Here is a 13,238-nt window from a genome sequence, read left to right as displayed (position 1 = left end):
TCAGACGGTGATGAGCCGCACGGTGGCGACGTAGGGGTGGGTGCCGGCCGGAAGCTCGGGCCGCGAAATGGGATGCCCCGTGATCGGCGATTCGCCTGGCGCGAACTGCACGTCAAAGGTTCTGCCGTCGGCCAGGGTCAGGAGGTGGGTCGCCTCGGGTTCGGCAGCGCAGAGCGCGTGCAGCGCGATAAGGACCGCGCGCGCGATCCAGCCCGCGTCGTCGTCGCCAGTGAGCGTGATGGGCTGGCCCGCCAGGCGCACGGCAACGTCAAGCAGCAGCGCGCCGCTGACGCTGAATTCACTGCTTGCCTCGCGCGCGCTCCAATCGAACTCGTCGGACCAGACCATGCCGCGCGGAATCTGGATGTCGCCCAGGGTGTGAAAGTCGGCCATGGTCAGCGCCTCGCCACAGATCGGCCGCGGGCCAGGTCACGCAGCAGGTCGCTCGCCGCATCCTGGCTTTCGCGGTCCGCGAAGGTCAGCTTCTTCGAGCCGCCGCCGTCGAGCTTGATGTTGGTCACGTAGGTGGCACCGCCGGCAGAAATTGCGCCGCCGGTCAGCCGCTCTACCTCATCCTGAAAAGCGCGCATGGTGTTCTGCCAGGCCAGGTCGTCGCGACGGCCCTCCAGCGAGATCTGGCTGGCGCCATGCCGGTCGACCTGAGCGTTCTGCAGGGCGTTCTGCTTCAACGAAGCGATGACGGCTTGCAGGTCGCCCACGTCGTCGGGCGTGAGCGCGCCGGCGTTGAGCTTGTCGCGCAGCAGGAACATCAGGCGGTTGTCGACGGCGTTCTGGCCGGCGAGCTTGTCTTCGCGCGTGTCGCCGAGGTTGCTCTTGACCTGCTGGTTCGGGCCGATCACAGCGGGCGGCTTGCCTCGGTTGTCGTTGCCGGTCGGAATGAAATTGCCGTTGCTGTCGACGAAGCCGATCTGGCCGCCGCCGTGGCCGCCAGCACCACCGCCGGGGGCGCCCCCGCCGAAACCACTGCCCGGCCCGCCAGGACGGCCGCCGCCCTGCCCGGGTGCCGGGATGCCGGCCACGGCCTGCCCATAGCCCGCAGCGGCCCCTGCGGCGTTGTTGAAGCCGGTGACCAGACCCTTCAGCGCGGCCGAGGTCTGCACAAGCTGCAGCGTGGCCTTGCCGGCCGCGTCGACCTGCACGGTGTAGCCCTTGCTTTCGGCTTGCCCTTGCACCCAGTAGGGCACCACGCCTTCGTTCGCATCGATGGCGGCCTGCGCTGACTTGGCCCACGCTGCAGCGATGGCATCGGCACTGGCTTGGCCGCTGTCGCGGATCGTCTCGAAGTCTTGGCGAGCCACCTCCGCCGCATCGCGCAGTTGCTGCTTCGTTGCGACACCCACGCGTGCGAACGCCGCTTCAATCGCTTTGGCCTGTTCCTGCTGCTTTCTGGTGTTTTTCTCTGCTGCCGCCGCGGCCGCATCTGTGGCCTGGCGCAGCTGCACCATGACCTCCGCCGCGCGTTGCACGTTGCCGGTGGCGATGGCCTTGCTGTACTCCGCGCGCAGCGCTTCCTGAGTAGCCCTCGCCTTCTCGGCAGCAGCCGCCTGCTCGACCAGCAACGCGGCGGCTTGGCGCGACTTGTCGGCCGCGACGGCGTTGGCCTCTGCAGTGGCTTGTAGCTGGGTCGCGACGGCTGCAATTGCCGCAGCGCTCTTGGCGGCGCTGTCGGCGGCGGCGCTGGAGTCCGTTGACAGGCCACGATAACCAGCGCGGGCCGTCTCGGCTGCATCCGCTGCGGCCGCGAAGCTGGCTGCCGCCTTGACGCCCATCGCATCCGCGGCAGCGTTGAAACCTCCCGCCGCCTCACGGGCCTCCGCCGCGGCTTCGCTGTACCGCTTCGAGATTTCGCCGAACGTGACCTTGGCGGCCTTCTCTTGAATGCTGGCGATACCGTTGAGCACGGACGCGCCGACCTCCGCGAAGGTGCTGCCGATCCCATACACCGCCGTCAGCACCACGTTCACGCCGCCGGCCATCACGCCGTAAGCGAGCTTTACGACGTTGCCAGCGGTCTCGGCCCTCTTGCCGACGTCATCAAAAGTCTGCTGCGCCTGCGCCGAAAACGCGTTCAGTTTCGCAATGAGGCCGTCGAGGTCGAAGTTGGCAATGAAGTTCTTCGCCCAGGTGATCCCCGCTTGAAACGCGCCTGCGATGGCAGTGCCGAACTTCGCCACCGTGCCATCGTTGACGGCCCCGCGCAGAGAGCCGGCCAGTTGGTCTACTGCCTTCTGCAACACCGGCAGCACCGGGGTGCCAAGGGCGTTCATGGCGGTGTTCCATACGTTGCCCAAGCTCTTGATGGAGCCGTTCAGGTTCTCCTGCATGACCTTCGCGGTGGCTGCAGCACTGCCCCCGGCGTCATTCAACCCTTTGACCAGCTCATCCAGCTTGCCGATACCCTGATTCACCAGTGCGCGAAACGCCGGCCCCGCCTCGGTGCCCAAAGCGTTAATTGCACGCTCCGCGCCGGGCCCGCCTTTGGCAATCTCGTGCAGCGCCTCATTGAAGTTCACAGTGGTGATGCCCGCGGCGGCCAGCTCCGTGCGGAACTTGCTGGCCGGGTCGCTGAACTGCGCCATGATGCTGTTCAGAGCCGTACCGGCCCGGCTCGCATCGATCCCTGCGTCGGCGAACTTGCCGATGATCGCAACGGTTTGCTCCAGGCTCAGGCCCAGTGTATTGGCCAGGGGCGCTGCGTAGCTCAGCGCTTGCGCCAGGCCCGCCACGCTGGTGTTCGTGGCGTTGGCGCCTTTGGCGAGCACGTCGGAGACGCGCGCCGCGTCAGTGAATGACAGCCCGAGGCCGTTCACCGCCTTGGTGATGTACTCGGCCGAGACTGCGAGCTCAACATCTCCGGCCGCCGCCAAGTTGAGTACCGCCGGAAGCGTGCCGATGGCGTCCTTGGCGCTCAGTCCAGCCTTCGCAAGGTTCTCGAGTGCGCCAGCCGCTTCGACGGCGCTGTAGCGGCTGGTGGCGCCAGCGTCCTCTGCTGTCTTGCGCAGCAGCTTCATTTCATCGGCGCTGGCGCCGGTGGCTGCCTTGACGCGGCTGAGGGCCGCCTCGAGGTCCGCAGCGCCGCTCACTACACCTGCGAAGGCCCGCACGCCAAAGTAGCCCAGGATCGCCGCGCCAACGGCAGCAATCTTGTTCTGGAGCTTGTCGAACACCGCGGACGCATCGTCCTTGGCGTTAATCAGGATCTGGATCGGCTTGAAGGCCACGGGTTCACTCGTTCAATTGGACGGGTGCCGGCGGCACCGACGACGGCGGCGGATGGCGCCCCGAGGGGAGCGGCATTCGTCGCCACTGCGCGCCGCCCGCGGGCGGCGGGCGGGCGCTTAAGGGTCAGACCCCGGGGACCGGTCGGCCGTCGGCGTAGATCGCCTCCGCGTTGGCTGCCTTGAGCACTTCGAGGCCGAACTGCATCTGCACGAAGTCGGTACCGTCCGCGATGATCGGAAGGTCACCGGTCGGCGTGAGCGTCACCTTCGGCATGTAGAAGTCGCGGTTGGCGCCGGACGCGTTGTCGGCCACGATGCGAAGCGCGCCCTGCGTCTCGGCTGTTGCACCCGAGCGCACGGTCTCGTAGGTGCCAGCCACCGGCGTGTAGTCGAACTTCACATTGCCCGCGACAATCGCCCCGCCAACGATGATCTGCACGCGGCCGGTTTCGGGATCGACGTTGTAGTCGGTGCCCGCCGTGTACGGGGTCGAGGTGTCCGCGTTCTTAACGGCCACGGCCGTGACGTTACGCACGCCCAGCGGATTCGCCGCCTTCGCGCCGAGCTGGTAGAAGCGGCCGGGCACGACGGAACGCACTTCGCCCACCACGGCTGTGGCGGCCTGGTTGACGGTGGCGCGAGTGCCCGAGAGCCAAAGCGCGAAGTTCGCTGCGCTGAAGTTGTCGCAGTTCACCGAACCGGTGCGGTTCACCTCGACGATGAGCGATTCGTCCTTCTCGCGCAGACCCTTTTCCGAACTGAAGTGCTCGGCCTTGGTGGTCTCGATGGAGAGATTAAGGCCCGGGCAATTGCCCATGGCGATTTCGCCCGTCGGGTTACCGTTCGCGTCGAACGGGTCAAAGAACACACGCCCGCGGGGGATCGCGTATTCATTCTTTGCGTAGACCATGCCCATGATGAAGCTCCAGAAAATCGAAGATCACTCGCACCCGTCGTAGCGGGCCTGAGTGGAGAAAGTGAGGTCGAATCCCACGAGGCCGTCCTCGGGGTACTGCGGCGGCTGGATCTGCACCAGGCGCATGCGCTCCCATTGCCGCCCCGCCACCTGGCCGGGTGCCCAGTTGTGCAGCAGCGCCATGCAGTCTGCGAGGGCGGTATCCACCAGCGCCGCAACGTCGGTGCCGCGCTTCGCAACGAGCGTCACGCGCCAAGCACAGCGCACAGCTGCGGCGCCGGCCTTGCTGTCTGGCACGTCGCCATCGTCGAACGCCACGGACACGAGCGGCCAGCTATCGCGGCGGCCGGGGTCCGTCGCAAGGCCCATGACGGTCCAGGCCGGCGCGAGGCCTTCGCGCAGGCGCGTGGCGATGACGGCTTCAAGGGACAGCATGGTCAGAGGCTCCCGAGCAGCAAGCGCACGAAGCCAGCACCGTCCGCCTCGGCGGACATCACGTCGTAGGCCTCGCCACCGATCACGATGGAGCTGCCCCGAGCCAGCGTGCCAAGCACCGATTCCGGGCCGATGCACTCCGGCGCGGCAGCATCTACTGCGCCGTCGAAAGGAGCCGCAAACGGCTTCTCGAAGATCACTCCGACCTCGACGCCACCAACCACAGCCACTGCATTGCAGAGGCTGCCCAGCACGGCGCGATTGGCGCTGGCTTCGATGGCGGCGAAGGGAGCAATCATCGGCACGCGGCTTAGACGCTGACGCCGTTCAAACGGACGCGCGCGATGACAGGACCGTTGGTCTTCGCGAGGACGAAGACGCCGATCAGCGTGTTGTTCGTCGCGGTGGCCGTCACGTTCTTGGCCGTGTCGTCCCAGTAGGCCTTGGCGCCCACGGCACCCGTAGCGGCGGCAGCCGCCGTCAGGTCGAAGACGCCGGTGGTCTTCGCCTCGCCCTCGGCGCCCGCGGCATAGCTGCCGGCCGAGACGCCGAACAGCGAGCCGATGAGCACGCCGGCGCCGCCCAGGATGGCCGCCGCGGCGATGAAGGTGACCATGTCACCCGGTTGAACGTAGTTCTTCATGGTTCCGTTTCCTTTTGCTGTTGCGGGTGGTGGTGGATCAGGCGCCGTTGGCCTTGACCAGACCGCGGTACTCGAGGGCCTTGCCCGCGAAGTCCAGGCGCGCCTTGATCTCGGTGCCGTCGACCTCGAAGCCCTCGCGGGTTTCCGTGACCGGGCCGTCAGCGCCGTCCAGGTATGCGTACTCGACGGTGTCGATTGAGGCGTTGTCGGCGGCCAGATACCAGGCGGTGGCGCTGACCTTGTCCAGCTCGGGATCGACAACGACCGTGAGGGCGCTACGGCCCCCTGCGGCGAATTCGTTGATGCCGGCCTGGCTGGTCGGCACGTAGGCGTTGCTGGTCAGCTGGTAGGCCAGCGTCTCCAGCGCCGAGGGCACGATGAGGTACTTGGGCGCCAGGTTGAGCGACTCGCCCGCCTGGCCCACCTGCTTGCGCATCTTGGCGCGGCCGGCAGCCAGGCCATCGAGCGACAGCGCGGACCCCGCACCGGTCAGCAGGTTGCCGTGGTCGGCATGGAACAGCGGCTTGCCGTCGCCCATGTTCGGATTGCCGATCAGCTGCGCGTAGACCAGCGAGTTCTCCAGGCGCTTTGCGCTGGAGCCAAACATGCTGATGAGCCGGTCGAAGCCGCGCAGGTCGTCATTGATGATCGCCTGGCGGGTCATAGCCACGATGCGGCCGTAGGTGGCGAGCTGGTAGGTCTCGCTGCCGTCGCCGAAGGTGCCGTACTTGAACTCGCCGTGCTCGTTCACCTTCAGCAGCTCGGGGCCGGCGCCCATGCTGACCACCTGCACCGGCTTGAAGTCGGACAGGTTGGGAGCGCGGCGAGCCCAGACGGCATAGCTGGCCGGGAAGGCGGCGTAGACGGCGCTGAGGCGGCGCGAGGCCACGTTGGTGAACAGGGCGCCGAAGTCGCTGGTGGTGTGCATGCCCGCGGCGCGGACCTGCAGCATCTGGCGGCTGACGGTCATCTTGTCCATGCCGCGCGTGCTGATGCCGCTGCGCTCCAGATGCTCGCGGCCCATTTCCACCAGCGTCAGATGGCGGAACTGGCGGCCGTTGTCGGTCAGCTTGTGGGCGGGGTCGAGGCGCGAGAACAGCGCGTCTTCCATGCCGCGGATACGGGTTTCGGTCTCGTCGCTGACCGTGGCGATGCGAGTGTTCTGCTGGCCGCCCGAAGCAGCATCGCGCACCGCGATGGCGTTGAGGATGGCGTCCTTGGCGGCGGGCAGGTCGGCGCCTGCGCGGATGAGCTGCGCGGCCATGTGGGGCACGGCGTGACGCGTGCACAGGTCGCTGATGTCCGCGGCGCGCTGCGTCAGGTCGTCGGCGCCACGGGCTGCAGCCGGCGCGGCAGCAACGGCCGGCGCGGCGGCAGGGGCAGCGGCGTTTTGCGCTGCGGCGCCAGCCGGTTGACCCGCGCCTTGGTTGTCTTCGGGGGGCATAGAAGTGTCCTTCGGGTTGGATGCGGCCTTGCCGCGGGTGATGAATTCACAGGGTTCGGTGCGCGGCGCGCCGGGCTCGCCGGCGGACCGCGTCGACGCGCCGGGATCGGCCGGCACGCTCACGAAAGAAAGTTCTTGCGGCATCCAGCGCGTGGCAGTCCACAGCGGCATGGCGCCCTCTTCGGGCTCGTCGTCCACGAGATAGCGCTGAACCGAGTAGCCGACGCTGATGGCGCGCAGCACGCCTGCCTTGATGTCGGCGACGGTGCCGGCCTTGGCCGGGTCCGACGACAGGCGCAGCGTGGCGCGTGCCTCGTCGCCCTCGACCCACGCGCGCACCACGACGCCGAGCACGCTGCGCACGCCGCTGTACATGTCGTGGTTGTCGAGCACCTGCACCACGCCGGCCTCCACGCGCGTGAGGTCGATGGCGGCGGCGCTGACCTCCAGCTGTTCCTCGTAGCGCTGGCCGGTCGACCAGTCGCGACGAGCGACACGCGCCCCGGCCGAGAACACCACGTCTACGGTGTTCTCGGCCTCGTTGAACGTGGACGGCACCAGCGCGGCGGCGCGGACCTGGGCGGGCACGTCCTTGTTGCTGGCCTTGCGAGTGTGGAGTTGCGGCATAGGCACCCAATGTGCCAATCCAGCTGTCTCAAATTAAGGCAAACGTGAGACGATTTTTAAGCTTTCGCTTTTTTGCGCGATGGCTTGGTTTCGTCGTCGGCCGTTGCGGTGTTGCCGGTTGCCACCGCCGCGTCGGTGCGCCACCCGCTCAGCACATCGAGCACGCCGAGCGTGCGCAGCTTCTCGATGTCGCTGGCAAGCTCCTTGAACACGTCGTCCGGGTTGTATCCCCGCTGCCGCAGCTTCTCGCTGATGCTGGACAAACCGCCCGAGACCTCGGCCAGATCGGCGTTCACATCCTTCGATGGATCGACATACGACCACTTCGGCGTCGAGTGATAGAACAGGTAGGTCGCCCGATGCACGATGTCCGCCAGCACCGCCGCATCCTCGAACGCTCGGCAGACCCGGTCGCACAGGTTGGGCGCAAGCAGGCTCCACTGCTCAACCTCGGCTTCCCGGCGAAAGTCGAGCATGCGCACGCGCGCGCTGCTGAAGTTCACCTCGGTCACGTCGCCGGTCATCATCTCGTAGGTCACGCCGAAGCCAGCCGCAATGAGGTGGAGCTGGTGCTTGACGTACTCGACATAACCAGGCATCGCCTGAGGCTGCACGACCGTGAAGTTGGTACCGATGGGCATGCTCATGATGCCGCCACTGGCCAGCGCGCCGAGGGTTTCGCCCGTGCGCGGCAGCGCGCCAGCCGCCCCATTTCCTTCTGGGGCGGGCATGTCCTGGTTGGCCAGCAGCTCGATGCTGCCAGAGCCGAGCACGCTGATGCGGGCCTCGAGGTTCTTACGGTTGAGCTCGGCGTCCTCGTACAGCTGCAGGTCGCGCACGCGCGCAATTACTGGCGCGATGCGGGGGAAGCCGCGGCCCTGCCCCGCCCGGTCTGGCGTGAACAGGTGGATGATGTACTGCGCATCGATGCGGCGGCTGACCAGGCTGGCGCGCGAGAAACGCACGGCGTCGCCTGGGTGTTGGTCGAAGAGCCAGTAGGCCGACGCTCGCCCGAGCGGGTCGTACTCGATGCCGTTGACGATCCGCCCGCCCGTCGCAAGCTCCAGCGTCTTGTCCGAATCGAGAAAGTCGATTTCCAGCAGCTGCAGCTGCAGCGGCACGGTGAGGCCATCGCTCTTGAGCCGCGGGCGGAGACGAATGATGACTTCGCCGTCCTGTTGCATTGCACGGTATGCGGCGGCCTGCATGCCGTAGTAGTTCGTGCGGCCGTCGGCGTCGCACTCTTTCACCCACTTCGCCCACGCCGAGTTGAGCTTGTCCGCAGAGAGCGCGTCGGCCCATGTGGGCGTGATGCCCACGCCCACCACGTTCGCGACGAGCGAGCGCAGGCCCTGCGCGACATAGGGCACGTTCTGCACCAGCGCGCGAGAGCGCACGCGCAGCTCGCGGCCGTCGCGCGCGTGGTCAGCGTTTGCCGACGCGCCTGCGCGCTGAGGCACCCAGCCGTCTGCACGGCTGGCACCCTCGTAGGCCCGGTGCAGCATCTGCCGCGCAGCCTGGCGGCGCAGGCCACTGCCGGGATTGAAGTACCCGACGATGCGGTCAATAAGGTTGCGACGAGCCATGGCCTCAGAACCCCCGCATGGTCGTGAACGTGAATCTGCGGGGCCCGCCCTGTGCGGCCGGCGTGCCCGCTGCAAGTTCCTGGCGCGCCACGAGGATGGCCTGCCAGAGCTGGGCCATGTCCTGGTAGACGACCGTGCGGCCGTTGAAGCTGACGGATTTGTGACCGCTGTAGTAGGCGGACTCCATCTGCGTGAGTTGTTCGGTGGTGATGGCCATGAAGGCTCCGTGCGTCGGTGGCGTTGAGCACTGGACGCTACCGGCGCAGCTGTCTCAAGTTAAGGCAAAACTGAGACGTAATCGATGCATCAACTGCGGCGCGCGGTCTGCTTGAGCAGTCGATAGACGGTGGCGCGGCTGATGCTGAGACTTCTGGCCACCTCTGTGGCGTTGCGTCCGTTGAAAAGCGACAGCACCTCGCGCGCGAGCGCGGCGCGGTCGCCAGATCCGCGCGCAGCCACATAGACGCGCTCGCCCGCCAGATGCTCACGCAATGCACGCTTCGCCTTTGCGAATTGCGGGCCGGCCAGGTGCGGGAACTCGCGCAACAGGTAAGCAAAGACGTGGTCCACGAAGTCCACCTCAGCGAACGGTGGGCCCGGCGCGGCTTCACCACCGGCGGCCGAGCCCGAGGGGCGCGGGTCGGGTAGCGGGTCGGGCTCGGGCGACTGGGGCGGGTTGAGGTTCATCGATTTTCTGGAGTGGTTCCGAAGGGGTGTTTGCAGGGGCCGGCACATGCGCGATTACCGGGGGTTCAGGGTCGGTGGCGCGCGCCTGCAGCCGCTCCGCGGCGCGCTGCCAATCGGCACCGGTCCAACGGTGCAGGCGCAGCTCTTGGTGATGTGCTGCGGCATATGCGTAGTCCCAGGTGTCAAGCGGCTCGTTGCGCGCGCCGCGCCGTTTCACGAACGTGTTCTTCCTGGGGTCGTAGGTCTCGCTCACAAGCCCGGCGAAATAGCTGGGCTCGAGCTCGTCGCTGAAGTGGGTGAGCCGCTGGTCGGGCTCGCGGTCTGAATCGGTGGAGAGGCGACCGAACAGCCAATGCTTGATCGCCACGGTGCCCACCTGGTAGATCATCACGCCGCGCTTGTCGCTACGGCCGCGCCAGTCGACGTCGGAGAGCTTGCCCTTGCCCAGCACCGGCGCGTTGTTGTGCTTCGCGCCGTAGATGGCCATCGGCCGGCGCACAAGCCGACGCCGTGCATAGTCCTTCACCGCTTCCGTGCGGTGGCCGCCCATGTCGATGGCGACCGCTTCCACGCGCATCGTGGCGCCCCAGGCGTGCGCGATCGGCTTGTTGAGCAGCTCGGTGAGGCTGACCCACACGGCATCGTCGGCAGGGTCGCCCATCAGCTCGATGTAATCGATGACCCAGAAGGCCATGCCTCGGCCCCAACCGACGATCTGCACGGCCAGTCGGTTGTCTTGCGTGTCCACCCCTGCGGTGATGACCAGCACGCCGGCGGGCGCGAAGCGCAGCCGGTAGGGCTCGGCACGTTCCGCGATGGCGTTCTGCTTCACTGAGCGCATGGCCGGGTCTTCCCACGCCTCGGCGCGGCGGTCGTTGATGAAGGTCTTGATCGCGGCGATGTCGCCCTGCGCGTCGACCCACACCTGGGCCATCTCGGCCCAGCGCGGGCCGAGAGCGAAGCGGTAGTAGAGGAAGCTCGCGCGGTATCCGCGGATGCTGCGCTCTGGAAAGCGCGCGACCCACTCGCCGCGGTCCACCATCCGGTCCTTATGGTGTTCCTCGATGTCGGCGCCGCACTCGGGGCAGGTGCACCAGGCGCGCGTGACACGGCCATCCGTGCCCACGGCCCAGTGAAAGGCCTCCCACGCCAGCGGGTGCATGTGATCGCAGTGCGGGCACGGCACGTGGTACTGGCGCTGGTCGGACTTTTCGTACTTCGCTTCGAGGCGCGAGAGGCCCTTGATTTCGGGCGTGCCCACCGAGGCCCGCTTCGAGGTGGCGGGGAACGCGCTGTTGCGGCCGTCGAGCAGCGCATCGGGATCGTCGCCAGTGGGCAGGCTTGACGCGACGCTGTCGTATTCGTCGACCAGCACCAGCCGCGCGCTGGTGGACTTCAGCCGCTTGGCGTTGCCGGTGTGCTCCATGTAGAGCTGCCCGCCGGCGAAGTCCTTGAAGCCGCGCGTATTGCTGGAGTTGCGCGATGCCGTCGAGGTGAGCGCATCGATGCACGCCTGAGTTTCGTCAAGCAACGGGTTCAGCTTCTGGTTGATGAACTTGTTCATCGACACTTCACCCGGCAGCACCACCATGATCGGCCCCGGGTCCTCGCACATCGTGTAGCCGATCACGTTGGTTTCGATCTCACTCTTGCCGAACTGGATGGGCAGCACCGCCACCATCTCGCGCACTGGACTGCTCGCGCTCATGCAGTCCATCGGCTCGCGCAGCATGGGACTGCGCGCCGTCAGCCACTTGCCCGGCAGGGTGCTCGCCTTACTGCTGAGGATGCGGTGCTCATCGGCCCACTGTGAGACGGTCTTCGGTCGGCGCGGTTGGATGGCGCGCGCGGCGGTGTGGAACAGGCCATGCACTTCCATGCCTACCGTCCCAGCTTCGAGAGGTCTTCGGACGCGGTCTGAAGCGCGTAGCGTATTTCGGCGTTGAGCAGCGAGCGGACCTCAGCTTCATCCACGGCCGCGGCCAGCGCCGGCGCCAGGCGGTGCGCGATGCCTTCGATGGACGTGCGCATGACGGTCATCACTTCGCTGAGCACGGCGCGCACCTCGCTCGCCTCGAGCAACTCTTTCGCGCGGGCCCGATAGGACAGCTCGGCCTCCTGAGCGGCGAAGTGTTCGCGCTTCGCCTTTGACACCTGAAAGTCAAACCCGGGCGGCACCGGCCCGTCAGTGGCCGCCGCGGCGTCGGCATCTGCGCCGTCGTAGGCGGGCACCTCCGCCGCCGGCCCGGTCGGCGCGTGCGACGGGCCCGCCGCACGCTCGCGCCGCGTCTGCGCGTGGCGCTGTGCCACGCCTTGCTTGCTCGGGTCTTCGGTGGCGCGCACCCGCGCCATGCTCTCGGCGACCATGACGCGCTTGCCGTCAGGCGCCATCACCAAGCGGCCGTCCTTGTGCAGCTGGTAGGCGTAGGTCCGGCCGTAGCCGAGGTGGGCGGAAAACTCCGCGATCGTGAGCAGGTTGCTTTCGGCCATCGTCACTCCCCCGCCGCCTGGCGGATGCGGAAGCGCAGGCGTCGCTGCAGGTAGGCGTCAGCGCCCGCCTTCTGCGCGATGGCGTCCATGCTCAGACGCGAGCGGTAGACGCCGCCGCGCACGAACATGACCACCGGTTGGAGCACCGAACCGTGCGTCCCGCTGGCGGCCCAGATGCCGGGCGCGAGGTGCGCCGTGGCACCGCTGCGCAGCCGACCATAGGCGACGAAGTACCGGCGCCCGGCCTGCTTGGCTGTGCCGCGGTGCACGGTCGCGCGGCGGCGCGCTGTCATGTTCGCGCGGTAGCCCTGTTCGCCAAAGGCTTGGAAGTAGCTGATGAGCTGCACGAGGAACGCGCCGCGTAGGTTGCCGCGCCCGTCGTCGCTTCCCGGGTAAGGCATGCGCGGGATTGCGGTCTGGAAGCCGGCTGGCAGGATGCCGGCGCGGCGCAGCGCCACCTCGCTGCGCTTGTCGCGGCGCGTGCCGCCGAACTCCTGCGCCTGCAGGATCTGCTGCGGGTCGATGCCCTTGCCCCCGTAGTAGGTCGGCTCGATGGCCACGCCGAGCTTGTCTGCTGTCGCCTTGCGCACGAAAACGCTGTTGACCACGTAGGGCGTCGGGCGGTCGAAGACGTTGCGGATCTCATCGCGCATCGCGCGGCGAACCATGAAGCCGGTGTCGTTCAGCGCGTCAGCATAGGCCGTGCGCGCCTGCTTGCCGCTCAGGCGCGAGAGTGATTCCCGCACGCTGTCCAGCCCCTGCAGCTTGAGGTCAAGTCGCATCGGATGCTCCCAGCGCGATACGCGCGTTTTCTTCGTTGATGGCACCCATGCCCTTGGCGACCCACTCCGGCGTGCCTGTCAGCGTGATCTGCATGCCGCGCAGGCCGGGAAACAGGTCGGGCTCTGCACGCAGCGCACGCACCAGCGCCCGCAACTCAGGCCACCCGTTCACCAAGCCGAGGAATTCCGCTGCATTGCTTTCCGTGCAGCGGATGACCCTCGAAATGATCTTTCCGTCCATCTCATCTTTCTTTGTGCGGTAAGTGGGGTGTGTCGTGCGGCATGCGAACGCACGTAAGTGCCTGTCAGCATTGGTGTGTGCGGCACGTGCGGTACGTGCGGTATGCAGGTGGGTGCGTGCATGCGCACACCTGCGCACCTGCACG

At 67.3% G+C, this 13,238-nt stretch carries 14 protein-coding genes; all 14 read right to left on the bottom strand.

The features are described from left to right. The 14 genes from QTI51_RS04090 to QTI51_RS04025 all read right to left on the bottom strand — a co-directional run bounded on the left by QTI51_RS04090 (position 1) and on the right by QTI51_RS04025 (position 13,093). Positions 1-393 carry a hypothetical protein gene (locus QTI51_RS04090; RefSeq protein ID WP_286512715.1) on the bottom strand — a complete coding sequence of 131 codons (393 nt, stop codon included), beginning with the start codon at positions 391-393 and terminating at the stop codon, positions 1-3. A 2-nt stretch (positions 394-395) separates the two neighbouring features. After that, entirely contained in the window at positions 396-3,242 is a 2,847-nt protein-coding gene (locus tag QTI51_RS04085) for a phage tail tape measure protein (protein ID WP_286512717.1), read from the bottom strand. 124 nt (positions 3,243-3,366) lie between these two features. Further along, a complete protein-coding gene (locus tag QTI51_RS04080) occupies positions 3,367-4,158 on the bottom strand; it encodes a phage tail tube protein (protein WP_286512719.1) in 792 nt (263 codons plus the stop codon). 24 nt (positions 4,159-4,182) lie between these two features. Further along, positions 4,183-4,593: a hypothetical protein gene (locus QTI51_RS04075; RefSeq protein ID WP_286512721.1), complete on the bottom strand. Its 411-nt coding sequence runs from the start codon at positions 4,591-4,593 to the stop codon at positions 4,183-4,185. 2 nt (positions 4,594-4,595) lie between these two features. Then, positions 4,596-4,892: a head-tail joining protein gene (locus QTI51_RS04070; protein WP_286512723.1), complete on the bottom strand. Its 297-nt coding sequence runs from the start codon at positions 4,890-4,892 to the stop codon at positions 4,596-4,598. Between the two features lie 11 nt (positions 4,893-4,903). Next, positions 4,904-5,236: a DUF2190 family protein gene (locus QTI51_RS04065; protein ID WP_286512725.1), complete on the bottom strand. Its 333-nt coding sequence runs from the start codon at positions 5,234-5,236 to the stop codon at positions 4,904-4,906. Positions 5,237-5,273: 37 nt separating this feature from the next. Then, on the bottom strand, positions 5,274-7,307 hold the full coding sequence (locus QTI51_RS04060) for a prohead protease/major capsid protein fusion protein (protein WP_286512727.1): 2,034 nt from the start codon (positions 7,305-7,307) through the stop codon (positions 5,274-5,276). Between the two features lie 56 nt (positions 7,308-7,363). Beyond that, positions 7,364-8,893 (bottom strand): phage portal protein, encoded by a 1,530-nt coding sequence (locus QTI51_RS04055; RefSeq protein WP_286512729.1) that lies wholly within the window; start codon positions 8,891-8,893, stop codon positions 7,364-7,366. A gap of 4 nt (positions 8,894-8,897) precedes the next feature. Beyond that, complete coding sequence (locus QTI51_RS04050) at positions 8,898-9,110, bottom strand: phage head-tail joining protein (protein WP_286512731.1); 213 nt, start codon at positions 9,108-9,110, stop codon at positions 8,898-8,900. An 89-nt stretch (positions 9,111-9,199) separates the two neighbouring features. Beyond that, positions 9,200-9,463, bottom strand: coding sequence for a Mor transcription activator family protein (locus QTI51_RS04045; RefSeq protein WP_286512733.1), 264 nt, complete (start codon positions 9,461-9,463; stop codon positions 9,200-9,202). A gap of 37 nt (positions 9,464-9,500) precedes the next feature. Beyond that, positions 9,501-11,453: a phage terminase large subunit family protein gene (locus tag QTI51_RS04040; RefSeq protein ID WP_286547589.1), complete on the bottom strand. Its 1,953-nt coding sequence runs from the start codon at positions 11,451-11,453 to the stop codon at positions 9,501-9,503. 8 nt (positions 11,454-11,461) lie between these two features. Then, on the bottom strand, positions 11,462-12,070 hold the full coding sequence (locus QTI51_RS04035; protein ID WP_286512736.1) for a hypothetical protein: 609 nt from the start codon (positions 12,068-12,070) through the stop codon (positions 11,462-11,464). A gap of 2 nt (positions 12,071-12,072) precedes the next feature. Next, positions 12,073-12,852: a hypothetical protein gene (locus QTI51_RS04030; protein ID WP_286512738.1), complete on the bottom strand. Its 780-nt coding sequence runs from the start codon at positions 12,850-12,852 to the stop codon at positions 12,073-12,075. Beyond that, a complete protein-coding gene (locus QTI51_RS04025; protein WP_286512740.1) occupies positions 12,842-13,093 on the bottom strand; it encodes a hypothetical protein in 252 nt (83 codons plus the stop codon). Before QTI51_RS04025 ends, QTI51_RS04030 begins: the two co-directional genes overlap by 11 nt. Between the last annotated feature and the right edge of the window lie 145 nt (positions 13,094-13,238).

This window comes from Variovorax sp. J22G73 (genome assembly GCF_030317035.1).
GTDB lineage: Bacteria > Pseudomonadota > Gammaproteobacteria > Burkholderiales > Burkholderiaceae_C > Variovorax.
The sequence above is the reverse complement of the archived record's forward strand: the minus strand, read 5'-3'. Positions and strand labels throughout refer to the sequence as shown.